Annotated in this window: 25 protein-coding genes and 1 other RNA gene; 10 read left to right on the top strand and 16 right to left on the bottom strand. The window is 56.7% G+C overall.

Going from position 1 to position 25,979, the window contains the following annotated elements; all coding sequences use genetic code 11:
- The first annotated feature begins 51 nt into the window (after positions 1-51).
- A complete protein-coding gene (locus tag ACSSVV_RS04670; protein WP_011786799.1) occupies positions 52-1,206 on the top strand; it encodes a S1C family serine protease in 1,155 nt (384 codons plus the stop codon).
- 147 nt (positions 1,207-1,353) lie between these two features.
- On the opposite strand, the gene ACSSVV_RS04665 is transcribed toward ACSSVV_RS04670, so the two are convergent.
- The 4 genes from ACSSVV_RS04665 to ACSSVV_RS04650 are packed head-to-tail and all read right to left on the bottom strand — an operon-like array spanning position 1,354 to position 8,197.
- On the bottom strand, positions 1,354-4,530 hold the full coding sequence (locus tag ACSSVV_RS04665; protein ID WP_454105651.1) for a type I restriction endonuclease subunit R: 3,177 nt from the start codon (positions 4,528-4,530) through the stop codon (positions 1,354-1,356).
- A gap of 10 nt (positions 4,531-4,540) precedes the next feature.
- Complete coding sequence (gene rhuM / locus ACSSVV_RS04660; RefSeq protein WP_454105650.1) at positions 4,541-5,548, bottom strand: RhuM family protein; 1,008 nt, start codon at positions 5,546-5,548, stop codon at positions 4,541-4,543.
- A gap of 47 nt (positions 5,549-5,595) precedes the next feature.
- A complete protein-coding gene (locus ACSSVV_RS04655) occupies positions 5,596-6,783 on the bottom strand; it encodes a DUF4268 domain-containing protein (protein WP_454105649.1) in 1,188 nt (395 codons plus the stop codon).
- The gene (locus ACSSVV_RS04650) at positions 6,776-8,197 is read right to left on the bottom strand and encodes a restriction endonuclease subunit S (protein ID WP_454105648.1); all 1,422 of its coding nucleotides are present in this window, start codon (positions 8,195-8,197) and stop codon (positions 6,776-6,778) included. Before ACSSVV_RS04650 ends, ACSSVV_RS04655 begins: the two co-directional genes overlap by 8 nt.
- A gap of 248 nt (positions 8,198-8,445) precedes the next feature.
- Between ACSSVV_RS04650 and ACSSVV_RS04645 the strand changes: the two genes are divergently transcribed.
- Positions 8,446-8,610, top strand: coding sequence for a hypothetical protein (locus ACSSVV_RS04645; protein ID WP_198324790.1), 165 nt, complete (start codon positions 8,446-8,448; stop codon positions 8,608-8,610).
- Positions 8,611-8,626: 16 nt separating this feature from the next.
- Here ACSSVV_RS04645 and ACSSVV_RS04640 read toward each other — a convergent pair whose 3' ends face one another.
- The 7 genes from ACSSVV_RS04640 to ACSSVV_RS04610 form a co-directional block, all read right to left on the bottom strand.
- Positions 8,627-9,241, bottom strand: a complete 615-nt coding sequence (locus ACSSVV_RS04640) for a Fic/DOC family protein (RefSeq protein WP_454105647.1) — start codon at positions 9,239-9,241, stop codon at positions 8,627-8,629.
- A gap of 27 nt (positions 9,242-9,268) precedes the next feature.
- A complete protein-coding gene (locus tag ACSSVV_RS04635) occupies positions 9,269-10,981 on the bottom strand; it encodes a class I SAM-dependent DNA methyltransferase (protein ID WP_011786792.1) in 1,713 nt (570 codons plus the stop codon).
- Positions 10,982-11,168: 187 nt separating this feature from the next.
- Entirely contained in the window at positions 11,169-11,510 is a 342-nt protein-coding gene (locus ACSSVV_RS04630; RefSeq protein WP_011786791.1) for a hypothetical protein, read from the bottom strand.
- A 252-nt stretch (positions 11,511-11,762) separates the two neighbouring features.
- Complete coding sequence (locus ACSSVV_RS04625) at positions 11,763-12,827, bottom strand: hypothetical protein (protein WP_022993039.1); 1,065 nt, start codon at positions 12,825-12,827, stop codon at positions 11,763-11,765.
- A gap of 319 nt (positions 12,828-13,146) precedes the next feature.
- Entirely contained in the window at positions 13,147-14,208 is a 1,062-nt protein-coding gene (locus ACSSVV_RS04620) for a tyrosine-type recombinase/integrase (protein ID WP_011786789.1), read from the bottom strand.
- A gap of 348 nt (positions 14,209-14,556) precedes the next feature.
- Positions 14,557-14,823: a type II toxin-antitoxin system RelE family toxin gene (locus tag ACSSVV_RS04615; RefSeq protein ID WP_011786788.1), complete on the bottom strand. Its 267-nt coding sequence runs from the start codon at positions 14,821-14,823 to the stop codon at positions 14,557-14,559.
- Positions 14,768-15,058 carry a type II toxin-antitoxin system Phd/YefM family antitoxin gene (locus ACSSVV_RS04610; protein WP_011786787.1) on the bottom strand — a complete coding sequence of 97 codons (291 nt, stop codon included), beginning with the start codon at positions 15,056-15,058 and terminating at the stop codon, positions 14,768-14,770. Before ACSSVV_RS04610 ends, ACSSVV_RS04615 begins: the two co-directional genes overlap by 56 nt.
- A gap of 250 nt (positions 15,059-15,308) precedes the next feature.
- Between ACSSVV_RS04610 and ACSSVV_RS04605 the strand changes: the two genes are divergently transcribed.
- From ACSSVV_RS04605 to ACSSVV_RS04595, 3 genes are all read left to right on the top strand, one after another.
- Complete coding sequence (locus ACSSVV_RS04605; RefSeq protein WP_022993038.1) at positions 15,309-15,710, top strand: hypothetical protein; 402 nt, start codon at positions 15,309-15,311, stop codon at positions 15,708-15,710.
- Positions 15,711-15,897: 187 nt separating this feature from the next.
- Entirely contained in the window at positions 15,898-16,239 is a 342-nt protein-coding gene (locus ACSSVV_RS04600) for a hypothetical protein (protein WP_022993037.1), read from the top strand.
- Between the two features lie 32 nt (positions 16,240-16,271).
- Positions 16,272-16,946: an SOS response-associated peptidase gene (locus tag ACSSVV_RS04595; protein WP_011786784.1), complete on the top strand. Its 675-nt coding sequence runs from the start codon at positions 16,272-16,274 to the stop codon at positions 16,944-16,946.
- A 174-nt stretch (positions 16,947-17,120) separates the two neighbouring features.
- On the opposite strand, the gene ssrA is transcribed toward ACSSVV_RS04595, so the two are convergent.
- The 3 genes from ssrA to smpB form a co-directional block, all read right to left on the bottom strand.
- Positions 17,121-17,486, bottom strand: a transfer-messenger RNA (tmRNA) gene (ssrA, locus tag ACSSVV_RS04590).
- Between the two features lie 94 nt (positions 17,487-17,580).
- Positions 17,581-18,999 (bottom strand): WS/DGAT/MGAT family O-acyltransferase, encoded by a 1,419-nt coding sequence (locus tag ACSSVV_RS04585; protein ID WP_454105646.1) that lies wholly within the window; start codon positions 18,997-18,999, stop codon positions 17,581-17,583.
- A 134-nt stretch (positions 19,000-19,133) separates the two neighbouring features.
- Entirely contained in the window at positions 19,134-19,616 is a 483-nt protein-coding gene (smpB, locus tag ACSSVV_RS04580) for an SsrA-binding protein SmpB (RefSeq protein ID WP_011786782.1), read from the bottom strand.
- A 179-nt stretch (positions 19,617-19,795) separates the two neighbouring features.
- Here smpB and ACSSVV_RS04575 point away from each other — a divergent pair, with 179 nt between their 5' ends.
- The 3 genes from ACSSVV_RS04575 to ACSSVV_RS04565 are packed head-to-tail and all read left to right on the top strand — an operon-like array spanning position 19,796 to position 22,158.
- Positions 19,796-21,382 (top strand): sodium-dependent transporter, encoded by a 1,587-nt coding sequence (locus ACSSVV_RS04575; RefSeq protein WP_113879225.1) that lies wholly within the window; start codon positions 19,796-19,798, stop codon positions 21,380-21,382.
- A gap of 51 nt (positions 21,383-21,433) precedes the next feature.
- Complete coding sequence (locus tag ACSSVV_RS04570; protein WP_014422610.1) at positions 21,434-21,880, top strand: type II toxin-antitoxin system RatA family toxin; 447 nt, start codon at positions 21,434-21,436, stop codon at positions 21,878-21,880.
- A complete protein-coding gene (locus ACSSVV_RS04565; RefSeq protein ID WP_011786779.1) occupies positions 21,880-22,158 on the top strand; it encodes an RnfH family protein in 279 nt (92 codons plus the stop codon). Before ACSSVV_RS04570 ends, ACSSVV_RS04565 begins: the two co-directional genes overlap by 1 nt.
- A 270-nt stretch (positions 22,159-22,428) precedes the next feature.
- On the opposite strand, the gene ACSSVV_RS04560 is transcribed toward ACSSVV_RS04565, so the two are convergent.
- A complete protein-coding gene (locus tag ACSSVV_RS04560) occupies positions 22,429-22,761 on the bottom strand; it encodes an outer membrane protein assembly factor BamE (protein WP_022991272.1) in 333 nt (110 codons plus the stop codon).
- 122 nt (positions 22,762-22,883) lie between these two features.
- On the opposite strand from ACSSVV_RS04560, the gene fur reads away from it, so the two are divergent.
- Positions 22,884-23,303, top strand: coding sequence for a ferric iron uptake transcriptional regulator (gene fur / locus ACSSVV_RS04555; RefSeq protein WP_014422607.1), 420 nt, complete (start codon positions 22,884-22,886; stop codon positions 23,301-23,303).
- 54 nt (positions 23,304-23,357) lie between these two features.
- Here the strand turns inward: fur and recN are convergent, their stop codons facing one another.
- Positions 23,358-25,037 (bottom strand): DNA repair protein RecN, encoded by a 1,680-nt coding sequence (gene recN, locus ACSSVV_RS04550; RefSeq protein ID WP_022991273.1) that lies wholly within the window; start codon positions 25,035-25,037, stop codon positions 23,358-23,360.
- 260 nt (positions 25,038-25,297) lie between these two features.
- On the opposite strand from recN, the gene grpE reads away from it, so the two are divergent.
- Positions 25,298-25,906 (top strand): nucleotide exchange factor GrpE, encoded by a 609-nt coding sequence (grpE, locus tag ACSSVV_RS04545; protein ID WP_036148710.1) that lies wholly within the window; start codon positions 25,298-25,300, stop codon positions 25,904-25,906.
- The last annotated feature ends 73 nt before the right edge of the window (positions 25,907-25,979 follow it).

Here is a 25,979-nt window from a genome sequence, read left to right as displayed (position 1 = left end):
CCGGGGCCTGAGCGGCCTTTGGCGCTAAATCACTCGAAAGGAACCCCCGTCATGGCTTACCCCGATCCTTACCCACAACGCCCAGCTCCGGATCAATTCGTCCGGCGGTGGCTCTTCATCACTACGTGCGTTGCCGCACTCATGCTGTTCTGGCAGTTCCTGCCCGCCATCGAAGCCTGGTTCAGCCCGCGCGAAGCCGCTGAGCGCACCGTCACGCCGCGTGGCGATCTGGCCGCAGACGAACAGGCCACCATCGAACTGTTCGAGAAATCACGCGCCTCGGTGGTCTACATCACCACCGCGCAGCTGGTGCGCGACGTCTGGACGCGCAATGTCTTCTCCGTGCCCCGTGGCACGGGATCGGGCTTCATCTGGGACGACGCCGGCCACGTCGTCACCAACTTCCATGTTATCCAGGGCGCGTCCGAAGCCACCGTCAAACTCGCCGATGGCCGCGACTACCGGGCCGCACTGGTGGGGGCTAGCCCAGCACACGACATCGCCGTACTCAAGATCGGCGTCGGCTTCAAACGCCCGCCTGCAGTGCCGGTCGGCACCAGCGCCGACCTCAAGGTGGGACAGAAAGTGTTTGCTATCGGCAACCCCTTTGGCCTGGACTGGACGCTCACCACCGGCATCGTCTCCGCGCTCGACCGCTCGTTACCGGGAGAAGCGGGCGGCCCGGCTATTGATCACCTGATCCAGACCGACGCCGCCATTAACCCCGGCAACTCGGGCGGCCCCCTGCTCGATTCGGCCGGGCGGCTTATCGGCATCAACACGGCGATCTACAGCCCCTCCGGCGCCTCGGCCGGGATCGGTTTTGCAGTGCCGGTGGACACCGTCATGCGGGTAGTGCCGCAACTCATCAAGTCCGGCAAGTACATCCGCCCGGCGCTTGGCATCGAGGTGGACGAACAGCTCAATCAGCGCCTGCTTGCACTGACCGGAAACAAGGGCGTGTTCGTGCTGCGTGTCACCCCCGGCTCTGCAGCACACAAAGCCGGGCTCGCTGGGGTCGAGATTACCCCGCAAGGCATCGTGCCCGGCGACCGCATCGTTCGCATCGACGGCACGGCGATCGACGATGTGGCCAACCTGCTCGCCTGGCTCGACGACAGGAAGGTCGGCGATGTGGTGGTCTTGTCCGTGGAACGGGCCGGCAAATCGCGAGAGGTGCAGGTGGAGTTGCAGCCCGGGATTTGATTCAGTTGAATCTCTGGTTCATGCGGCGTCGCAGAGGTGGCCGTACCCAATCGTCCAGAACCCTGCCGGGCAGATCTAGGGGACGGCAGTGATCTCGATTCCGCGTTTCACCTTACGTTCGAATCCCTCGGTATAGTAATTCATTACTCACCTTGTCCAGTGGTTAGATAAGGCTTCCGCCTGCTCCATAATCAACTCAATCGCCGCTGGCGCCTTGTCTGGCGGGTACTTGTACCGCTGCAACGTCCGCCGCACCAGAATCCTAAGCTTGGCCCGCACGCTCTCCCGTACCTGCCAGTCCACGGTGGTGGATTTGCGCAGCTTGTCGGTGATCTCCACGGCGATCTTCTTCAGGATCTCGTCGCCCAGCTCCCGCACGGCGCTTTCATTGCTGGCCAGGGCGTCGTAGAAGGCCACTTCGTCCGGGTTCAGACCGAGGGCGGCATCCCGCTCCATTTCAGCCTGGAACTGCTTGGCCATGGCGATCAGCTCTTCGATCACCTGGGCTGTCTCGATGCCCCGGTTGTTGTACTTGCGCAGCGTCTCCTGCAGGCGGTCGGCGTACTTCTTCTCCTGTACTACGTTGTTGCGGGTCTTGGCCTTGATGTCGTCTTTGAGCAGCTTTTCCAGCAGTTCCACGGCGAAGTTCTTGTAGGGCATTTGCCGAACGTCTTCCAGGAACTCGTCAGAGAGCAGGCCGATGTTGGGCTTGTCCAGGCCGCACAGGGCGAAGACATCGGTAACCCCTTCGGCCACCAGCGCGTTGTCCAGGATCTGCTTCAGGGCGGTGTTCTTCTCTTCCTCGGTCAGCTTTTTGTCCACACTGGTGAACTTGGTAATGGCCGTCTTCACCTGAGACAGGAACGCTACCTCCTTCTGCAGTGCCTGGGCTTCGTCCAGGGTGGCGCACAAGGAGAAGGCCTTGTTCATGGCCAGCACGGTATCCAGGAAGCGCTTCTTGCCGTCTTCCAGGCTGAGCACGTAGTTGGCGGTGGGCACCAGATACTTGTGGGGCTCGGTCTCGAATCCGCTGTAGCTGAATCCCTTACCTTTGGGGCCGGGCGCAAACATGCCGTGGATGATGTCCAGCTTCTCCAGCAGGATGGCGTAGGCTTCTTCGGCGCTGTGGGTGGGGGAGCCCTTGCCCTTGGCGTCGGTGTAGGTTTTCAGGGCCTGCTTGAGCTCGTTGGCGATGCCGATGTAGTCCACCACCAGCCCGCCGGGTTTGTCCTTGAACACGCGGTTTACCCGGGCAATGGCCTGCATCAGGTTGTGGCCCTTCATGGGCTTGTCCACATACATGGTGTGACAGCAAGGCGCGTCGAAACCGGTCAGCCACATATCCCGAACGATCACCAGTCTGAGCGGGTCGTTGATGTCCTTGAAGCGTTTCTCAAAGCGCTTCTTGGTCTGTTTGTTGTGGATGTGCGGCTGCAGCAAGGCCCGGTCAGAGGCGGAGCCGGTCATCACAATCTTGATAGCGCCTTTCTCTGGATCGTCGTCGTGCCACTCCGGGCGCAGGGCGATAATCTCGTTATACAGGTGCACCGCGATCTCCCGGCTCATGGCCACAATCATGGCCTTGCCATCGATGGTGCTGGAGCGGGTTTCAAAGTGATTTACCAGGTCTTCCGCCACCTGCTTCAGGCGCGGGCCGGCACCCACCAGCTTCTCCAGCCGGCTCCACTCGCCCTTGGTTTTTTCGCGGCTGCCAACGTCTTCGTCGTCCTCAACCACTTCCTCCACCTGGTCAGACAGTTCCTCGATCTGCTCGCGGTTGATGTCCAGCTTGGCCAGGCGGGATTCGTAGAAGATGGGCACGGTCGCGCCGTCGTCCACGGCATCCTGGATGTCGTAGATGGACACGTAATCGCCGAACACGGCCCGGGTGTCTTTGTCTTCGCTCTCGATGGGGGTGCCGGTAAAGCCGATGAACGAGGCATTAGGCAGGGCATCGCGCATGTGGCGGGCGTAGCCAAACTTGTAGGTGCCGTCTTTCTTGAGGGTGGCTTTCAGGCCGTACTGACTGCGGTGGGCTTCGTCTGAGATCACCACGATGTTGTGGCGGTCGTTCAGAACCGGGTGGCCAGATTCATCGTTCAGCAGGGCGAACTTCTGTACCGTGGTGAAGATAATGCCGCCGGATTCCCGCTCAGACAGCAGGCGCCGTAGCGTATCCCGGTCGTCGGCCTGCACCGGTTCCTGTTTCAACAATTCCCGGGCCGCGCTGAAGGTCGCGAAAAGCTGGCCGTCCAGATCGTTGCGGTCGGTGACGACAATCAGCGTGGGGTTGTTCATCTCCGGCTGTTGCAGCAGCTTGCCGGCGTAACAGCACATGGAAATACTCTTGCCCGAGCCCTGGGTGTGCCACACCACGCCGGCTTTCTTGCTGCCGGGCAGAACCTCGTCGCCGTAGGTGGCGCGCTTCTCGCGGATACCATCGCCGCTCATATCCCGAGCGGCAATCACAGTTGCACGAACCGCCTCACGCACCGCGTGGAACTGGTGGTAGCCGGCAATCTTCTTGATCAGCTTGTCGGAGTCCGTCTCGAAGATCACGAAGTAGCGGATGTAATCCAGAAACAGCTCCCGGTCGAAGAAGCCTCGCACCATGGTTTCCAGCTGCCACTCCAGCAGGGGCTTGTCGTCCTCATGCTTGATGGTGCGCCAGGGCATGTAGCGTTCCTGGCTGGCGGTTAGGGAACCCACACGGGCCAGATAGCCGTCGCTGATGATGGCCGCTTCGTTGTAGGCAAACAGATCGGAGCATTCGTCTTTGTAAGTCTGGATCTGGTTGTAGGCATCCCAGATGTTCACGTTCTCGGCGCCGGGGCTTTTCAGCTCCAGTACCGCCAGGGGCAGGCCGTTGATAAAACAGACCACGTCCGGCCGGCGGAGCTGTTTGGAGCCTTCGAGAGTGAACTGGTTGATGGCCCGGAAGCGGTTGGCGGTCAGGTCGCTAAAATCCACCAGAAAGGCCTGGTCGTGAACTACCTTATCGTGCTCTTTATCGTTCGCTCTGGGCAGCTTGTACTCCACCGGCACACCGTCCAGCAACAGGCGGTGAAAGGCCCGGTTGCTGATCACCACGTCCAGGCTTTCGGGTTTGCGGACGACCGCCACAGCCTGTTCAACGGCGCTCTGGGGCAGGTGAGGGTTGATGCGGTGAATAGCCGCCTCAAGATCCGCCAGCAACAATACCTGCCGGTAATCAGCCCGTTCCGGGGCTTCGCCCTCCGGTGCCAGGTCAGGCCCGTGGGCGATTTCCCAGCCGCCTTCGGCGAACCATTCCAGGCATTGTTGTTCCAGCTGATCTTCCGTCATAAAACAATCCTTATTCCCCAATGGGCTCCTTCAGCAGCAGGAAATGCTCAATCAGCCGGATCATCAGGGTTTTCTGATCCGGCAGGCTTTCCGCCACCAGCAGGGCCAAGGCCACCAGGGTGTTGTCATTAATCAGTTGTTCTACCGGCCGCGCCAGCAAAGCGGCGTTGCGGCGCAGGTACCACAAAAACAGAAACGAGCCACAGCGCTTGTTGCCATCGGCCAGCGGGTGGTTCTTGATCACGAAGTAGAGCAGGTGAGCGGCACGGGTAGCCACGTTCGGATAAAAGAGTTCATCCCCAAAGCCCTGCTCGATAGTGGCCAACGCAGAAGCCAGGCCGTTACCCCGTAACTGGCCGAACAGCTCGGTGGCCTCGCCCTTGGCCATGAGCGTTTGCTTGAGTTCTCCAATGGCTTTCAGTGCCTCGTCCAGCTCCAGCGGCTGCATATCCGGCTGCTTGATGCCGACCTCGGCCAGCTGTTGCTCGTCGTAGCCCTGCAGCAGGCTCCATGAGCGGGCGTAATCGCTGATCACCCGGGCGACGGCTTCGCCTTCGTTGGATACCAGGCCTTGATTGGTGAGGGTGCGGCTGAGCAGATCAACGGCCTGCTCGAACTCGATGCCGCGCTCGGCCAAGCGGCGCTGGTTGAGGGTGTAGCCCTCAACGAGGTGGTCTTTGAGAACCTGGGTGGCCCATTTACGGAATTGTACGCCACGCTGGGATTTCACTCGGTAGCCGACAGAGATGATCATGTCCAGATTGTAGTGATCAATGTCCCGCTGAACCTGGCGCTTGCCCTCCTGGCGAACTATCCGGAATTTCCGGATAGTTGGTTCTTTCTCTAGTTCCCCCTCCTGGAACACATTGCCCACGTGCTCGTTGACGGTGCGCACGTCTTTGCCAAACAGCTCCGCCATCTGGACTTGGCTGAGCCAGACGGTTTCCTGCTCCAGTGCCACTTCCAGCTGCGCCTGGCCGTCGGTTGAAGTGAAGATTCGTACCTGTTGTTCAGTCATGACAGTTCCTTGTCGTTGTTTGCAAACCGGTCAGTATAGCCAACAGCTTATGCATCGTGCCCTGCGCCTGGCTCTTTACTGAAGTTTGTGGTTCTGAGCTCCTGCCGAACTTTGTCCAGCGGCCCGCCCAGCGATCTTTCCAGCCGACTCATGTGCTCTACCAGCCATTGAATCATCTCGGGCCAGTTGGCCTTGTCGTACCCATCTACCGGCTTGCCAAACTGAACACGACAGGCTTTGCGGCCGGGGAGCGGCGACCAGACCAGCGCATGGCCAAACTCGGCCTCAATCTTTTCTTTCTGAGCAGCCAGGCGGTCAAACACGAATTGGTTTGCCTCTGGCTGTGCCCTCGCCATAGAAAACTCTACGCGGACTTCGCTCTTGCCAAAAATCACGTTGAACGTCATGCCGGAAATGCCCGAACCAGCCGCCAGCCAGTGATCCTTACCCGGGCTGATGTTGTTGTATAGGCTACAGCTGCTTTGACTGAACGCCTCCAGCGCCTGCTCCCAGAACGCCAGCCGCAGCCGGTGACTTTGCCTCTGTTCATTACTGGCGCTTTTTTCCTCGGCCTCCTTGGCCATCATGCCAATCATAAAGTCCGAGGCTTCCGGCGTGGGGATAATCTGCTCCACGTTCAGGAACAGCTCGGCACCGGCCTGGTAGGGCGTGACCTTGAAACACTGGCAGTTCACGCCGAACTGGCTCAGCCAAAGCACCGTATTGGTGACTTCCTTACGGTAGTGGGCGGCCACCAGGATCAGGCGCTGGCTTTTCAGGGTATTGAGCTGCACGGATTGCAGATCATCGGCCTGCAGGAACTCCAGCAACACGCTTTCGGCATCCGCCGGCTCGGAGCCCTCGTTCTGGGCTTTCTGGTTCAGGTAGCGCTGGAAGATCTCTACCACCTGCTGCTTTTTCAGGTTGGCGCAGTAGCTGGCGTACTTGAGGGCCTGCCACACCACATCTCGACCGCTGTCATCGAGTTTGTTTTCGATGATGACCAGGTTGCCGTCTTTGTCGATAGCCAACAGATCCAGCCGTTCGCGGGTGTCGTCTAAACCGTCGAATTCCTTCTGGATAATCAGCAGTTCTTCGCCGTCGCCCTGGGCTAGTGCCTGTGGGTAGTTTTCCAGCCATTCCTGCAGGTGCTTGCGCTCGGTGAAGCCGAGGTCAGTGAAGCGTTTTACTTCCAGGGGGTTGATGCGGTTGGCGGTGGGGTTGATCTTAAACATTGGCTGGCTCCGCCTCGTCCGCAATATGGCTCTCTACGTCGGATACGGAGAGTTCGCCAGAGAGGAGTTTGGGCAGCAAGGAATCCCGCAGTTTTGCGAGGGTGTCCGACTCCCGGACGTTATTCTCAATGGCTTCGTAGAGCGATGATGCTTGTTTCGAGTAAATCGAGATCAGTGATTCTGTCGGCATCACGACCGGGATGATTTTGAAGTTCTTTTTACTAATCTCTGCGAAGGTGGTCCCGCTGGCCCGGCTTTTGATTTCGTCCATGTGAGCTGCGCACCACTGAATGACGAACTCGGGGCTCAATGCCTTTTCGCATTTCATCGCAATATAGCCTTGGTTTACTGCTACTGGAATCTTGGCCAGTGCCAGATAGCCAACGGGCGCCCGCGATGACATCAGCACGGTATCGACTGGTAATAGACCAGAACTAATCTTCGCAAGACCTGCTTCAGTTACTTTGCGCTCAGTTTCGACGAGAACCTTGTCTGCGAGGTTTGATAGGTCTTTCGGGGAAGTCCAGTTGATCTCACCGTTTTCCCAGAAGTCTGGGTTTTTGGTGGATGGAGTGCCACCACCGACGACGGTAACCTCATCGCCTATTTGGGTTACGTACCACCCCTCCGGAATCTCCCCCAACTCACTATCCTGCATCGCCGACGGAAACAGCTCGGCGGTGGCGCGGAGCTCGGCGTATTGCTCGGGCTGTTCGGCCTGGAGGCGGGTTAGCTCTGTTTCGTCTTTGCCGGAAATGGCCTGCATGGCGGCGAGCAGGGCGTCTTCCTCGCTGCCGCCGGCTTCCAGTGCGGCGATCTTGGCTTTGACCGGCTCGAAATCGACAAACCAGCTTTTGAAGATGGCCTGGGCCATTTGTTCGAGGGTTTGGTTGGTTTGGTGGTTGAGTTGGATCTTGTCATCCAGACTCCCCAGAACTTCAGCCATAAACTCTTGGTGGGATAGAGGGGGCAAAGGGATTTCAAGATTGTTAAGAGCCCTTCCGGTCAGGTGCTTGATCGTGGTACCAGTGAAGTACGGCTCAAGCAGGCCATGTTTTCCTGCATGGTAAAACCAGTAATAGAGATATCTATTATTTAGCGAAGATTTTGTTCTGATACGGTGTAAGGCCTTCTGGATTTTCATATCCGGGAGCTCTGCTTTCCAGATAGCACATCGTCCTGGCTCTCCTCCTTCGCAGACGATCAAATCACCATGAGTAATGCCGTATCTTTCGTGTTCACTTTCCTCAAACTTCATCTGAGCCAGGTCGGAAAGGTCGAACTCTCCCCAGCGGACATTGCTGTTCCCAAGATAGGGCTGCTGTATCCCCTTATTCTTTTTCTTGTCCAACATCTTGCCCAAGCAAGAATCAATATGATCACCCAGTCGGACTCTTGGCCAATCAGAGCTCATACCCCAGCCCCCCAAGATTCCGCTTGATCTCAGTCTCCAAGCTCCAGTTATTTGAAAATAGACCCTGCCGCCTCGTCATAGCCTGGTTACTAGATAATGGAGTCAGCTTACTAGATATCATTGCTGACTTACTGGATAAGGTGGCCTTCGTGTCCAATTGCCAGGTAAACGCCCTCCCGAATACTGACGGGACTGTGTGCCTGCTAAGTGTTATAATTTCTCTAGTCATTTCGTTCCGGAGTCGTCCCATGGTCCGTAAAAAAAGTTCAGGTAAGGTATCGGTGTCCCGCGCCAGCATCTTGCGAGCCGTCGCCAGCTCAAGCGCCATCGAGACCGGTGAGAGAACCGAGGTCATTGAGAAGCGTCTGAAGTCTCGCTCGCGCCGCACAAGAAAGTTAGCGTTGGCTTCCTGATTCACGATAGTCCGGCTCACTGCTGCGCCCCCAGAACGTCCCGGATCAGGCGTTCAACGTGTTGATAATCACCGTCCCGCCCCGCCTGAATGGCTTTAAAGTAGAAGTCCTTGTGTTCATCCCAAAGGCTGTAGTCGAGCGGCTCGGCACCCGCTTTCGCGGCCATTACATCCAGTAGTAACCGCGATATCCGCCCGTTGCCCTCCCGAAAAGGGTGAATCAGGATGAACTCCACATGCACTTCGGCGAGGAAAGCGACCAGCTCTTCGTCAGTCATTTCGGGTAGCTCAGCAAAGCGCGGCAGATATCGCGCTTCGAATTTCTCAGCCAGCTTTGGAATCTGTACTGGTGATGCAAACCGAATGTTAGGCTTGGACATATCAACGGTACGACTCTGGCCTGCCCAGCTATACACATTACCCAGCCAGGCACGATGCCACTGGCAGAGCGTTTCGAAGGTGAGCTCTTCCGGGAAGTTGTCGAATACCTGCAGGTAGAGGTCTTCAAGCAGGTCTGTCTCTACTATGTTCATTTCTTCCGGGTCGGTAATTCCTGGGAGATTACGCAACACTTTGTTGTCGGAGCCCGGCTCGTACTCGCCCTCGCTGCCGGTAATGTCGTAGCGACTCATAGCGATGACCTCATTTGCAGAGGACGCTCAGAGTTCATACCCGAGCCCTCCGAGATTCCGCTTGATCTCAGCCTCCAGCCGATCACTCTCAGCAAACTGCTCCCGCAACTGCCCAGTCAACCGCGCCATCTTCTCGGCAAAGGGCTCGCCATCGTCTTCCTGCTCCTGAGCCCCCACATAGCGCCCCGGCGTCAGCACAAAGTCATGCTTCTTGATCTCATCCAGGCTGGCGGATTTGCAGAAACCGGCGACATCCTCGTAGCCTTCCCCACGCTGCCAGGCATGGAAGGTGTCGGCGATCTTGGCGACGTCGTCGTTGGTGAAGTCCCGCAGCACACGATCCCGCATAAAGCCCAGGTTGCGGGCGTCGATGAACAGGAACTCTTCCCGGCGGTCTCGCTTCTTCTCGTTGCGTACCATGCCGTTGGCTTTGTCTTTGGTCAGGAACCAGATACAGGCCGGGATCTGGGTGTTGGTAAACAGCTGGCCGGGCAGGGCGACCATGCATTCCACCAGGTCTTCCTCCACCAGGCGCTTGCGGATTTCGCCTTCGTTGTTGGTGTTGGAACTCATGGAGCCGTTGGCCAGCAGCAGGGCCATGCTGCCGGTGGGTGCCAGGTGGTGGAGCATGTGCTGCATCCAGCCGAAGTTGGCGTTGCCTTTGGGTGGGGTGCCGTACTTCCAGCGCACGTCGTCGGCCAGGGATTCGCTCCACCAGTCCTTGATGTTGAACGGTGGGTTGGCCATCACGAAGTCGGCGCGCAGGTCCGGGTGCTGGTCGTCCAGGAAGGTGTCGGCGTTCTTCTTGCCGAAGTTGAAGTCGATGCCCCGGATGGCCATGTTCATGGCGGCCAGGCGCCAGGTGGTGGGGTTGGATTCCTGGCCGTACACGGAGATGTGCTTCTTCTGCTCGCCAGCGTCGTAGTGCTGTTCGCTGGCGTGTTCTTCGATGAACTTGTCGCTGGAGACAAAGAAGCCGCCGGAGCCCATGGCCGGGTCGTATACGCGGCCGGAGTAGGGCTGCAGCATTTCGACAATCAGGGTGACGATGCTCTTGGGGGTGTAATACTGGCCGCCCTGCTTACCTTCGGCAAGGGCGAACTGGCCCAGGAAGTATTCGTACACATGGCCGAGAATGTCTTTGCTGTGCAGGCTCAGCTTCTCGCCCTCGAATACCGGCCGGGTGAAGGAGGTGTCGGAGAAGGTGTTGATCAGGCCCAGCAGCTTGTCGTTGTCCAACTGGTACTGGCTGATGCGGTTGAGGATGCCCTTGAGCTTGGCGTTACTTTTCTCGATTTCTTCCAGGGCGTTGTCGATCAGCCAGGACACGGAGCGCAGCTTCACATCGTTACCGGCATCGTCCTGCCAGAGCACAGTGCCCACGGGCAGCACGGCTTTCTCTTTCAGGGTGCTCCAGCGAGCGGGCTTGGGTACCCAGAACACGTTGGCTTCGCGGTAGTAATCCAGTATTTCCAGTTCTTCCAGCAGGGCTTGCTGGTAGTCCTCGTGGCCGTCGTAGTCTTCCGGCGGCAGGTAGTAGATGTCGTCGTTCTGATCCTTGAACCGTTCCAGCAATTCTTCCTGACGCTCCTCGAAGGCATCGGAGACGTACTTCAGGAAGATCAGGCCCAGTACCACATGCTTGTAGTTGGCGGCATCCAGGTTGGCGCGGAGCTTGTCGGCGGCTTTCCAGAGTTTGTCGTCCAGGGCTTTGAGGAATTGCTGTTCCGTGTTGTTCATTGCTCGGCTGTTCCCTATGAGAAGTTACTGCTTTCGTTCTCTGATAAAGCGTAAAGGCACGGAGCGACAGGCTGTGTCGGTTCGTGCCTTTGATTGTTCCGGAGCGTTGCGGGCAATACCGGGGTGTATTGCTTGCTAACCACTCGATATAGGGTTGTTTTACGTCAGTTGGTGGGGTTAGGCAAGGTTAAGGGGTATACATCTGGCGGAAGTACGCCAGCAGGTGAGCCCGGCTGATTACCCCTTCGGCTATGTCTTGCATATCGTCCGAGTCCAGCAGGGCTCGCAGGATTGCGGGGCTGGCCTGTAGTTGCTCGGCCATTTTCAGCAAAATGGCGTGAGGGTTCTGGTTTTTCTTTTCTGCCGGGGCTGCGGATTTGCGAAGCTCGGAAACGATCTCTGGCTTATGTTCGGCAATCCAGCGTTCGAGGGCGGGGGTGATGGCTTCTCCTGGCCAGACTGCGATTCGATCACCGGGCAGGCTCTCCGCTTGAAGGCCATGCTCGTGCAGATAGGCAAGGGCGCTCATCAGAACACTCTCCGTTCGTCGGCAGACCGGTTGGAGTTCTGGCTTTCACTTAAAGAAACTGACTGATCTGAAGTCGTAGAAGTCGTAAAGTCGTGCTGATCTCCGGATCCATGCACGATTTCAAGACATTGACGACTTTGTTCTAAAGACTTTCTCTGACCGATACGCCATTTGACCGTTGAACCGATCTTGCCAAGGCACCGGCATTCAATACCTAGCTGGCGGAGTGCAGGCGCAGCCCGCCGCATGGCATCACCAAGCCCCTTCGGCGAACCCTCCGCCAGTTGCTATCACGCACAGCGCATCCTGAATCGGTGCAGGCAGGTGACTGACGTTCTCAATGCTGATCACGTGGTTGGTTCCGCCGGTCACATAAAGGTCTTCGGCAGATTTCGGGACTGCCCGCAGGTCGGCGGCGTTTGGGTCAATCAGCCGGCGGAGCGCGGTCTGGGTGGTAGACTTCGCACAGCCTTGTTCGCCAAACATTTCCAGGATTGGAAAGGGGGTGTCTGTCCGCAGGCATTCTACTAGCCAGGCAATCACCAGGATCCGCTGATCCGGCACGATGTTGGCAATGCTCCACAGCAGGTCAATGTTGCCGCCGGGTATTGGTCGCGGAAGCGCCTGTGCACTCTCGGAGCGTGAAAACATCACCGGAGCGCTATAGATTGCCCATTTTCCGGGCATCAGGCAGATAGCATCATTCCTGCCGGGCTCAGCAAGGTCGATCCAGTGCCAGCCCTCAATGCTGGCGACTCGAATATAAACCGGGCGGCAATCCTGCATCGCTATACCCTCCAGCGTCATCCTTGCTTCACGCAGGGACTGATCCCGGACTGCCTTTTTCGTTTGCCCATAGAAAGCTGCGGTCAGCCAGTGACGAAAGGCTTTTCCCGCCAGCGGCCACACTTCACCAGAATCCATGTTCTGCGCATAGGCTACATCGTTTTCATCGTGGAATAGATCATTGGAGGCCAGGACGAATTCAACAATCAGATCGGACTGAGCCTTGCGTTCATCGTCGGCTTCTTCTCGGGTCTCCAGTTCGGGTTTTACCGGCACGGTCATGCCTTCCTGATATTCCGCCAGCACGGCCTCGCGTCCTGATTGCTGGTATACATCACTCCAGTCTTTCGCAGACTTCGGGCAGGTCCAGGTGCAGCCGGATTTTTCGCCATCCAACTTTCCCGCTTTGTCGTTATCCACGGCTGCTATTGGCACCAATGCTGGATAGTGATTTTGCAGTAGCGCCACGTTGCCGGGGATGTTCGCTTCACCGACTCCGCAGATTACGGGCAGGCCGGTTGCCTCATTCAATCGGTATCCATCAGCCAGGCCAGCGCAAACGATCACCTCGCCTTTAAGCGAGGCCAGGTCGTGGGGCTGGTAGCTTATCGGTGTGGCGGCTCCGGCTGTTGTTGAGCCTTTGGTGACGTATTTGTCGTTGGGCTTGTCGTCGGGGCTCCGCTGTACTTTCTCATCTAGGATGCGCTCGTACCCGGCGTGTGTGCCGTCTGTGAGTGAAAACAGCGTGCGGAATATCGCGTTACCTCGCCATGGTTCTGAGTGATTACCGTCTGAGTCGAAGCGGGGAAATTCGATCTGCTTTACTTCACACTTCAGATTCGGCAGTTCCTCATGCTCTGAAGCCCAGACGTTCGGTAAGAACGGTTCGGGCCATGGCCCTGAATCCGTGGGCAGACATGATGCCGTGCAGCTCCAGCCGGGTCAGGGCCGTTCTGATCGCGTTGTTGCTCATGGGCTTGGTCTTGCTATGACCGCCAGGAAACACCCACTCCCACTTGCCATTAACTTCCTGGATCTGACTCAGCAGCTCGATGGACTGGCGTGCGAGAGGCACTACCAATGGCTCTCCGTTTTTGGTGCGCTCGGTTGTCCAGGTGGCATCATCCCAATCGATTTGCTCCCACTTCATGGTGCGAAGCTCGCCGGGCCTAAGGAACAGTAGGGGCGATAGCTCCAGCGCCATGCAAACGGTTGGTGTTCCCCAGTAGGTATCGATTCGCTTGAGAAGGTCGGCTATTTCGTCTGGCTTCACTACAGCGGCGTGGTGTTTTGTTTCTGAAGCGGGGAGGATGCCGCGTATGTCTGCGGTCATATCTCGCTGCGCGCGGCCGGTGCTGACTGTGTAGCGGAATACTTGGCCAATCAGGGTTTTTACCCGTTTTGCTGTTTCTCTCCGGCCCGTTTTTGCAATATCACGCAATGGCTCCAGGATGTCAGAGGGCTCTATCTCACTGATGGGGCGACGGCCCAGCTTGGGGAAGGCGTGTTGCTCCAGGCGGCGAACGTTCCGGTTGTAGTGTTCCTCTACCACGGCTTTCTGGTGTACTTCCTTCAGCCATTCGGTTGCCACGGCCTTGAAGGTGTTGGCGGTGGCTTCTACCCGCTTGGTTTTGTGGGTAGCCCTGTGGGTAACGGGGTCGATCCCTTCAGCCAGCAGTTGCTTTGCTTCGTCGCGCTTGGCCCTGGCTTCCTTGAGTGAGGTTTGTGGGTATGCCCCGAGGGTGAGGGTTCTCTCCTTTCCGTCGTAACGATACCGGAGCCACCACACTTTCGATTCTGGCTTCACCACCAGGGTCAGCCCTCCACCGTCTGCAAGCTTGCGCTGTGCCTTGCCCTCCGTCGTGGCGTTCTTGATTGCGGTGTTGGTTAGCTTGTTGGCCGCTCTGCTCATAGCTGCCTGCTTTCATTGTGGGTATGGAAGTGGGCCAGTGTGGGTAGGCCCGATCTTTACCCACAAATTTACCCACAACGATATGCGGATTCCAGTGGAACTCGTTGGAATAATTTGGACGGCTAAAACGAGAAAAGCCCCGACTGGCGGGGCTTTTGAGGAGGTTTTGGGTTCTGGGGTATTCCGGAGAAACCTAAATTTGGTGGAGACGGCGGGAATTGAACCCGATGCCGCACCTGTTTTTACGCCCACAGAAAACCACAATAGCCCATAAAACAGTCACTTACAAAAATGGCGTTCCACACATAACCACTCAAAACCGCAGTTACGTTGACACTTTGTGGACACCTAGAAGGACTTGTAAACGGTATCTCTACGGCCAACTGTGATCACAGTGACAACCACTTTCCCATCGTCTACGTGGTAGACCAGGCGAAAGCCCTGGGATCTCAGTTTGATTTTGTAGAAATCCGAAGATCCCTTAAGTTGATGCTTCGGAATCCTCGGATTCTCCAGGCGGCGTTCCAGAATGTTCAGAAACTCTGCCTGGACAGTAGGGTTAAGCTTGTTCCACTCCTTGAGCGCTTTTTTCTTGAATTCCAGCTCGTAGCTCATTGATGCTCACCGGTATTGATTCGTCATCCATACGCTTGCGAGCCTCCTGGAGTAACCGGTAATCCTCAAGCTGCTCTTGCATCTGTTCGAATGTCTCGACAGGCACCATATAGGCTCTTGGCTTGTTGTGACTCAGGATCACAATCGGTTCGCCATTAGCCTGGTTGAGCACCTCATTTGGATTAGCCTTCAGCTCCGAAATGGTGGCCGCAAGCCTTGCAAATAGGCTTCTCATTAAACATTCCCCTGTGCCGTTATCCCTAGGTTTGGGTTTTGGCCGCTTTGTATTTCATAGTGATTTTGCGGCTTCTTGGTTGGTCGTGCTGCTCGAAGTTTTGTAGGCACAAAAAAAGTATACCAAAAAATAGACCTAAAAAAAGGGCCAAAAAAAGATCCCTGTTTTTAGCGAACGAAAGTCGAAGCTCAGTTGCTAGCTAACGATAGCTTTGGGTAGTCTTTCCAGTACCGATTCAAAGGAGTGAAAAATGTCCTGGTTTAAAATGTTCTCTGCGGTTCTGGTTGCCAATATTGTCTCCTGGGTCATCGTGACCATCATCGGGTGGCTCGTCTTCTTCGTCTTTATGGACGCCCTTGGTGATGAGTTTGAGCGCAGAATGTCCAGCGGCCCTAAAATCGAGTTTCCTCAGATAACAACGCCACCGCCACCTACGCCCCAGGAGATCCAGGCGCGTAAAGAAAGGGAGCGTCAACTGGCTGCAGACCGGAAGTGGAGAGAGCAGCAGGCACAGCAAAAACAGGCCGCTATTGCCGGAGCCCGTGAAAACTGCAATTTTTGGAGAACGCAGTATCAAAAAGACAACGACCCCAAAAGCCGAGCCTATCGGGATATGGCCTGTACGAGGCTGCAGAGCTATTTGAGGCAATGAGGGAAGGACGTAAAGCCTTAATAATCAGTTGGTTATTGAAATCTAAGGCTGTTAAAGCCCATACGCAACCTTTGGCGGTTCGACACCTTGTTGACACTTCTGTTTCATTCCTTCACAAAAGCGCGGTTGACCCAATTCCTAGATATAAAGTACTAATTAGCTACACATCTAATTACAGGATTGAGTGATGGAAAGGGTTAGCTTTGATGATTCTATGGTCGCGGCCACAAACGAACTGATCAAGAAAAAGGAGAGTTTTGAGGTCACTGGTTGCGGTGGTCGGCTGACAGAAGCTGCTACGAAAGTCGAGCAATTGATTGAATCCCAGGGACTGCGTTGTCGAATCTACACATATGGCCGGGTAGCTGCAGCTGGCGCTAGCTTTTTTGGAGGCATTACCGGCGTGCTTGGTGTTGCCTCTGCGGTTGGCATGGCTGCTCATAATGTAGCTACCTTCAACCCAGATTATGAGATCGCCAAGCATCCTATCGATAATAAGCTGACTGTAAAATACAAAAAGAAAAAGTAGTTCAGTGGGTTTCGTACACACTTGGGAGGGGTATGTGCGGCCGATTCAACGTATCCGACGACCCCATAGTCCAAGGCCTCCTGGACGAACTCGGCATACCGCTCCGGATAGAGCCCCGCGTTAACATCGCCCCCGGAGCCAAAGCCCAAATCGTCTACGAAACCCTCCAGGGCCGCATCCTGCAGGACGCCATCTGGTCACTGCTCATAGAGCGCAAACCAGACGGCACCGGTTACCGCCCCTCGCCAAAGTACAGCACCTTCAACGCCCGATCGGGCAGCCTGGGCACCAGCCCACTCTGGAAGAAGCGGTTTCACAGTCAGCGCGCCATCATACCGGCCAGCGGCTTCCATGAATGGACAGGCGAGAAAGGCCACAAACAGGGCTACAACATCCACCCGGCCGACAGCGCCATAGCCTTTGCCGGCCTGTATGAGCTGTGGGACTTCCAGGAAGAAGTGGTACCGTCGTTCACTATCATCACCCTGCCACCACACCCCAGGTTCAGTCATATCCACTCGAAAAGCATACCGCTCATGCTCAATCGGGAAGACTTCGACATGTGGCTGGACCCAAACCTGACCAACACAGACCCATTCCAGGACTTACTCAAAACCCGAATCCGGCAACCACTTCTGGTAGAACCCATAAGATCACCTGCGGCCCTGGAGCAAACCGGCCAGGCAGAACGAATTGAAACGGATTAATCACCCGCATATAAAGGGCCGACCGGGATAGTTATTGCTGAGATAGACTCTGGCTAGCAGTTTGAATCCCACAGCTTTCGAAGCACACTTTTTCTTTTGGTGGACATCCCTTTTCTTTTTAGTGGGAGAGAAACGAAAAAAGCCCCTGAAATCAGGGGCTTTTCTCTTGCAAGGTGGTGGAGACGGCGGGAATTGAACCCGCGTCCGCCAGCACTAGGCCTTGAGGTCTACATGCTTAGTGTCCTTCTATTGATTTAACCTCAAGCGACCCGAAGGTCAGGGTGCAAGAGGCGAGCTCTTTAATCTTAGCCGAACACCAGTGAGCTCTGGTGAACGGAGCAGCCTATAAGCGATGACGTCCTGGGATGTTGCTACTGAGTTATAGGCGCCTCAGCCAGGACGACTGGAACGGCTTACGCCGCCAGTGCGTAGTTTTCGTCGTTTGCGACTATTACGTTGCAGCTTTGGATTTACGAGATTCGCTGCCATCTCGGCATGCACCCAAGGGTTCGTCACCGGCGTCGAAGCCAAGTCGTCCCCTTGTTCCTTCAGTATATGTGTCCGGATTGCCAGACTTCAAGGCTTCTTTGTGTAACGGCGTTACTATTTGTACCTACGCCTGGCGTTGGTGAGCCTAGGAGGCCTGGCGGAAACCGCCGGCGCCAGCTTTCGCGAGTGCAGCCTGATGCAGGTTCTCGAAGCTGTCACGGAAATAATTCATCACCTCGCCCGGGTCGGCTTTGATGCCTTTGTCGACGGTTATGCCGAACTGTACCGTGCCGGCGTAACTGAAAATGCTCATGCCTATACCGATGTTGCCGCTCTGGGGGACCCAGAACATGGGTTGAATCAGTTTGCTGCCCGCCAGGTAAACCGCATGGCGTGGTCCGGGAACGTTGGTCAGAACTGCTGAGGCCTTGTTGCTGAGCAGGTCCAGTGCCCGGCGTTCGAGAATGTCCGGGCCGCGGCCAAACAGGTCCAGCAGGCTATAGGTTACCTGGGCCTGATATGACCGTTTGAGCCGGTTCATGTTTTCCTGAACCTGGCGGAAACACATGATCGGATCCGTTACCTCAACAGGCAGGCACACCAGCACCAGGCCAAACTGATTGCCGAGGGTTTCGATGGGCTGGTCCAGTGGCCTCAGGTTGAAAGGAACGGCAACCCGAATGCCGCAGTCCGGAATACTCTGGCCGTGCTCCGTAAAATGCCGGCTCAGTGCACCGGTGGCGGCACACAGTAAAACGTCGTTGACGGTCCCGCCCAGTGTCCTGGCGCACTGTTTCACGGTTTCCAGTTCAAGAGGTTCGGCCCAGGCCACCTGTTTGCGGCCCAGCAGTGGGCTTTTCAGGCTGGTTTTCGGCTCGAAGGGGGCGAGCCCCAGCTTGGCCAGGTCCATAACAATACCGCCGGCAGTGGTGGCCAGCTTCAGCGGGTAGTCAGGCTCTTTGCGGATGGAATCAACGAACAGGTTGGCTTGTCCCCAGGCCGCCTGAGTGCTGTCCACAATCCGGTGCAGGAACCGGCTGGCGGGTGTGCCGTTGGGTTTTGCGGTTAGCTTTGGGTGTGCAACGCGCTCGAGCTTGGGTTCAGGAGTGCGATCGGTCAGGGAAAGCAGTACCCGCACCAGTGAAATGCCATCGGCAATACAGTGGTGAATCCTGATTAACAGGGCGCAGCCGTTCTCATAGTTGTCGATGTAGTGTATTTGCCAGAGTGGCCGGCGGAAATCGAGAGCGGTGCTGTTGAAATCACTGGCCAGGGCCTGAAGCTCTCGCTTGCCGGCGTTTCCCGGCAGAGCGATGGTGTGCAGGTGGTTGTCCAGATCGAACAGGGGGTCGTCTTCCCAGTAGACCTTGTCACCTTTGTCAACGATGCGTTGCCGAAAGCGCCGGAATTTCAGGAAACGTTCTTCCAGGGTGCGCTTGAGTCGCTTGAGTGGAATGGGTTGTTCAAAGGCCAGTACCGCGGAAATCATCATGGGATTTTCCGGGGTATCCATGCGTAACCAGGAGCGATCGACCGAGGTCATGGCCGTCCGTTTTGCTGACATAAGCCCTCCCTATGCTCTGTACCGGAGTCCGGGCCGCCTGGTACTGCCATCGGGGCCAACTGACGAAAGGCCTAAAAGTATAGGAGGCTTTTTGAAATCAGCAAAGAGGGTGCATATGCGGCACAGTTTTGGTGTCAGGTGTTGGCCTCGCGCATGATGCGCTGTTTCTGGCGGTTCCAGTCACGCTCTTTTTCGGTAGCGCGTTTGTCGAACAGCTTCTTACCCTTCACCAGGGCGATCTCACATTTTACCTTGTTCTTTTTCCAGTACAGGGCGAGGGGAATGCAGGTGTAACCCGCCTGATTCACCTGGCCGACAATCTTGGCGATTTCCTTGGCGTGCAGCAGCAGTTTGCGGGTGCGGGTCGGGTCCGCAATCACATGGGTAGAGGCGGTGTTCAGAGGCGTGATGTGGGAGCCCAACAGCCAGGCCTCGCCGTCCTTCAGCAGTACATAGGCGTCAACCAGTTGTGCCTTACCGGCACGCAACGACTTCACTTCCCAGCCAAGCAGGGCCAGGCCAGCCTCGAAGCGCTCCTCAATATGGTATTCGTGCTTCGCCTTCTTGTTCAGGGCGATGGTGTTGCTGGTTGGGGCGTTTGCTTTCTTCTTGCTCATGAATCCTGTCCGGGATCGGAAGAATGACGATGCTGGTCTTGTCGGTACGCCAGCAAAGCGCGCATTGTAGCGCAGGAGTGCAAGAAGGGTCACGGATTCGCCGTCTGGCTCGGGTTTAGTGTCGTTCCTGCTGGCTTGCTTCGGCTACAATGATGCGCTCGTCACTGCCTGGGGAAGTAATGCTGCGCAAGTACCAGACGTCAATAGGGTCGTTTACCCGAAAATCCACCTTTTTCTGGGCTTCTGTGGGTGCCACGGTCGGCCTGGCCAATCTGTGGCAGTTTCCCTATCTGGCCAGTATCCACGGCGGCGGCTTGTTTATCTTGCTGTACCTGGCCTGTCTGCTGATTGTTACCCTGCCGCTGATGGTGACGGAGGCTGTGATTGGCCGTCATGCCCGGCATGGGATTGTGCTGGCCATGGACGGTATGGTGAAAAACGCTGGCTGCTCACCGTTCTGGCGACTGGCGGGGCCGCTTAGCATTCTTGCGGCGTTCGTGGTGCTCTCCTTTACCGCTGTTTTTGGCGGTATTGTTCTGGCTTACATCTTTTTCGGTGCAACTGACCGTTTCGAGGGTGCTTCGGCGGCCTCAGCAACTGCTGTTCTGTCGGAGTTGGTGTCGGACCCGGGCCACTATCGGCAGTTTATGGCCTGGCATGTTTTCTTCATGATTCTCGTGGTTGCGGTTTCTGCCCGCGGGGTGGTCAAGGGCCTGGAGCGATCGATGCGCATGATCGTACCCTGCACCCTGCTGTTGATGTTGGTGCTGTTCGGGCTGGCAGCAATGCGGGGGAGCTTGCAGTCCGGGATAGATCACGTTCTGGTGATGCGGCCGGAGCAGGTAACAGCGGCCAGTATCAAGGCAGCGTTCTTCCATGCTTTTTATACCTTGGGTCTCGGAATGGGGGTGTGGGCCATATTTGGCGCCTATTCCACCAGCCATACCCGCCTGAAACGCTCAATACTGGCTGTGGTGTTGATGGACACCCTGGTCGCCATCATGGCCGGATTGATGATGTTTTCAGTTGCAGCGGACGGTAGCAGCCTTGAGGGTGAACGGGGTTTCAGCCTGCTTTTTGTTTCCCTGCCGGTCGCGCTATCAGGCTTGCCCTACAGTCAGGTGGTGATCGCGTCGGTTTTCCTGCTGGTGGTGCTGATTGTCTGGGCGACGGGTTTGTCTCTGCTCGAACCGGTGGTGGGATGGTTCCGGGAGTGGACCGGGGCGCCTCGGGGCTGGTCTGCGGTCATTGTCGGGCTTGCAGTCTGGTTCGCCGGGCTGGCTTCCCTGTTCTCCTTCAATCTGTGGGCCGATTACCGCATAGGCGGTGCCACTGTATTTCGATGGCTGGAACTGGTCGCCGGTGGCATTGTGATACCGGCGGTGGCTATTCTCATTGCCACATTTGCCGGCTGGTGTATCACCCGGCGCTTCGCGGCAACCATTCTGGGCAATGCGCCGGTTGTGTTCCGGAGAATCTGGTTCTGGGTCATGCGCCTGGTGCTTCCTGTTGTGGCGGCCTGGATCGGGCTACAGTACACGCTTTTCTCACTCGGCAGCCTGTGTGACAACGGCAGTGCGGCTATCTGGTGCCAGCAACCTACAGCGTCTGCTGAGGCGCAGAATAGGGCGCCTGAAGACAGTCCGGTTGAGGAAGATGTACCTCCGAAGACACCCGAAGAGGCCGTGCTGCCCGCGGAAAACGGGCAGCCCGAACCAGATGAAAATGCCCCCAAAGAGGGCGATATCCTTTATCATAGTGTCTGACTGGCCCGGCAGGGCTGGAACGAAGTCTGAAACGCAGGAAATCCGGTTTACATGGCACATCAGATCGACAAGACCGCATTGGTTATGCACTCGGCGGAGCGTATGTTCCACTTGGTCAATGACGTTGCCCGTTACCCTGAGTTCTTACCCTGGTGTGCCGGGGCAGAGGTCCACGAACAGAACGACGCTGAAATCATGGCTTCACTGGATATTTCCAAAGGGGGCGTTCGCCACCGGCTGACCACACGAAACCAGTTGCTGATGCCAGAGACCATTGAAATGAAGCTCGTGGACGGCCCGCTCAGAAATCTTACGGGGCGCTGGCACTTTCGAGCTCTGGACGATAACGCCTGCAAAGTAATCCTGACCCTGGAGTTCGAATTTTCAGGCTCGCTTTCACGAATGACTTTTGGCCCGGTATTTAATCAGGCGGCCAATACCATGGTGGATGCTTTCTGTCGTCGCGCAGATGAGGTTTATCGCGGAGGGATCGTGTGATGGAAGTGGAAGTGGCCTATGCCCGCCCGGACAAGCAGCAGATTGTGCCCGTGGTGGTGCCTCCGGGCACTACAGCCCTTGAAGCCGTGAAGCTCTCCAGGATTACCGAGATCTTTCCGGAGATTGATCCGGACGCTATCGATATGGGGGTGTTTGGCAAAGTGGTGAAGAACCCGGCCGAGCATGTTCTGAGAGAAGGCGACCGGGTGGAACTATACCGCCCACTCAAGATTGATCCCAAGCAGGCTCGCCTGAACCGGGCTAAAAAGAAAGCGTAAGCGCTAGTGTCCCGTCTGGCTAATTCCTTAACCTACTGAGCTTCTGAAAAAACGAAGAGCTAGGCGTGCTGGTGAAGGTTTGGTGGTTCCAAATCGAGCCAGCAGAACGACGTTCTTCGGTTTTTCAGAAGCTCCCGGAGGGCTTGTCTCTGAGGACTCTGAGCCCTGTGTTGCCAGTCCTTGATGTGGAACCACCACATCTGCAGACTGGCGCCTTGGTCAGAGTCCTCAGAGGCAAGCAGTAGATTAAGGAATTAGCCAGACGGGACACTAGTAGGCTGGCGTTTCTTCCAGGAGCTGGGCTTCGTAGTGGCTTAGCTGGTCATTCTCGTAGTAAACGATGATGCGCTGTTCTTCGATCTCGTTGCCCCGGCGCTGAAAGGTGTAAACATAGTATTCCCGGGACGGGTCGACGGGGTTCAGCATCAACGGGCTTCCCAGCAGCGCGTGAACCTGACTTCTGGGCATGCCTTCGGACAGTTCCGTCAGCTCCTCATCGGTGACAATGTTGCCCTGCTGGACATTGATTTTGTAAACGCCCGGAAAAACACAGCCGGACAAGGATAAAATGCTAATAAGAACGATAGCGGGGAGCTTTTGCATCGCCGGGGGAAATCCTCTATCTTGAATTCGCCTGCGTTGAGCAGGTGTGAAACGGGTCATCCGTCGTACTGCGGCTTCATCATACCGGAAGCCGTTAGGCACACCAAAGAGCGAATGGTAACATGTCATCTGAAAACGCCGAATTACGAAAAGTCGGTCTGAAGGTTACTCTGCCAAGGGTCAAGATCTTCAATATCCTTGAGAATGCCGAAGAACACCACCTGAGTGCTGAAGACGTTTATAAAAAGCTGCTGGACCAGGGCGATGACGTGGGCCTGGCGACAGTCTACCGGGTGCTGACCCAGTTCGAAGCTGCAGGCCTCGTGTTACGTCATAATTTCGAAGGCGGTCACGCGGTGTTCGAGATGGCCGGTGATGATCATCACGACCACATGGTTTGCACCCAGACTGGCGAAGTTGTTGAGTTCGTCGATGAGGTTATCGAGGAGCGCCAGCAGAAGATTGCGGCAGAGCACGGCTATGAGATTGTCGATCACAGCCTGATCCTTTACGTGAAGCCACTGAAGTCCGATAAGAAGTAAAAAAAAGGGCCAGCGACAAGGCTGGCCCAGAAGCTCTCCGAAACGAGAGGGGGATTAGTGATGGGTTGCCTGGCCCTTTACAAACATCTCCCGGGCATGGGCTATGGTCTGTTCTGTCATGTCCACTCCGCCAAGCATCCTTGCGACTTCGCTGATCCGCCCCTGGTCATCCAGGGATTCGATGCGTGAATAGGTCGCGTCTTTCTCGGTAAATTTGCTGACGAACAAATGCTGATGGCACTGGGCCGCCACCTGCGGCAGGTGCGTGACGCACAGTACCTGGCCATTCTCGCCGAGTGATCTCAACAGGCGGCCTACGACCTCCGCAGTGCCGCCACCGATGCCGACATCCACCTCATCGAATACCAGCGTCGGTGTGGTGGAGGTTTGTGCCACAACCACCTGAATGGCCAGGCTTATGCGGGAAAGTTCACCGCCGGAAGCCACCTTGGCCAACGATCGGGCGGGTTGGCCCGGGTTGGCACTCACCAGGAATTCCACCTCTTCCATGCCGTGAGGGGCAGGTTCATCATCACTGTTCCGGCTCAGGTGGCTGACAAACTGCACCGATGGCATGCTCAATTGTGCCAACTCCCGGGCGATTCGCTGGTCGAGCTCGATGGCGGCATTCCGGCGTGTTTCTGTCAGCTTGGTGGCCAGGGCGTCAAACCGTGCCCGCAGGTTTTCCAGCTCGGCCTGAAGCTGTTCCAGGCTGCCTTCACCGCCATCCAGTTCGGCCAGCTCCTGGCTCAGGCGTTGATGCAACTCCGGCAACTCCTCCGGGGTGATCCGGTGTTTGCGCGCCATCTGATAAATGGCGCTGAGCCGTTCTTCCACTTCGTTCAGTCGGACCGGGTCGGCTTCGTAGTCGTCTACGAAGCGGCGCAGGTTGTCGCCGGCTTCTGAAATCTGAATCTGTGCTTCGTTCAGCATCTGGATGGTGTCGGTCAGTGCCGGGACATCAACCGGCAGTTGCTCCAGTTGGTGCAGTGCCTGGCGCACCAGGTCTGCGGCCGAAACCTCATCTTCAGTGCATAGCAGGGCGGCCTGGTGGCTGCTGTGAAGTACGGCGTCGGCCTGACTGAGCTGTGCCTGTTCGGCTTCCAGGGTTGTCTGTTCGTCCTCGCCCAGCGCCAACCTGTCCAGCTCTTCCACCTGATAGCGCAGCAGCTGTAAACGGGCCTCGGCCTCATCAGCATTGTGCTGGCGTTGCTGTAGTTTCTGACGCGTCTGGTGCCAGGCTTTCCATGCAGATCGGGTTTCGTCGGCCAGGCTTTCCGCGCCGGCGAACTCGTCCAGCAGCTTTCGGTGGGTTTCCTTGCGCAGCAGGGATTGATGCTGGTGCTGACTGTGGATATCCATCAGCAGGCCGCCCAGTTCTTTCAATTGTGACAGCGGGCAGGGCTGGCCATTAATGAATGCCTTGGAGCGGCCGTCCTTGCTGATGGTCCGGCGCAGGATGCAATCGTCCTTGTCGTCCAGCTCATGGCTGTCCAGCCAGGACCGGGCTTCGGGGATGCGGGATATATCGAAGCTGGCGGTAATGTCGGCACGCTTGGCGCCATGGCGAACAGCGCCGGCATCGGCCCGGCCTCCCATGGCCAGGCCAAGGGCATCAAGCACAATCGACTTGCCGGCGCCGGTTTCCCCTGTCAGGGCTGTCATACCGCGGTTGAACTGGAGTTCAACCCTTTCTGCAATGGCGTAGTTCGATACCGTGAGTTGTGTGAGCATGCCGCAACCTCCGCTCGTTCTTGAGCAAGTAATAACTCTGACCACTGTTCGTTCATACAGTTGCTGTGAATATATACAGTGTTTTTCCGGTTTGCAAACAGGAAATGATGAAAACATCAAAGATTGCGTGGGTGACGGTTGAAACCCGGGAAGCGGGCCCCATATCGGTTCGCAAAGCGATTCTTTCCTGCTTTCTGCACAAGCGGGAGTGGTTATTTCTGCAGGCCTCCGTGGCCGTGAAAACGTTATCAGGAGTTGTCATGAGTGCTGACGAAAAGCGCAACGAACAGGTAGAAGAACGCAACGAGGCAGCAGAAGCTGCGGCGGAAGGGCAGGCTGCAGGTAACCAGGATGCCGAGCAGTCACCGGAGCAGGGCTCCGAGCTGGATGTGCTGCAGCAGAAATTGCAGGAGTACCAGGAGCAGGCCTTGCGGGCACAGGCGGAGATGCAGAATGTCCGTCGCCGGGCCGAGATTGATGTGGAAAAAGCTCACAAGTTTGCGCTCGAGAAGTTTGTGAAAGAGCTGTTGCCGGTGGCTGACAGTCTGGAGAAGGCGGTCGAAAGCACCGAGGGTCACGAAAACGCAGGCGAGCTGGTTGCGTCCATTCGCGAAGGTGTGGAAATGACCCTGACGCTGTTCAAGAACAGCCTGAAGAAATTCAACGTTGAACAGCTCAACCCGGTGGGTGAGCCGTTCGATCCGCAGCAGCACGAAGCCATGTCCATGGTGCCGGCGCCGGATGCCGAGCCTAACAGCGTGGTTGCGGTTGTGCAGAAAGGTTATCTGCTTAATGGCCGGGTGGTTCGTCCGGCGATGGTCGTAGTGGCCAAGGCAGAAGATGCGCCAAAAATCGACGAGCAGGCTTGAAAAGTCGAGCAGAGCGCCAATATAGCGATTAAACAGCAAAGGCCGGGGTAGGCTTTCTCCGGAACAGCATTCA

The sequence above is a fragment of the Marinobacter sp. MBR-105 genome (genome assembly GCF_053628895.1).
The sequence above is the reverse complement of the archived record's forward strand: the minus strand, read 5'-3'. Positions and strand labels throughout refer to the sequence as shown.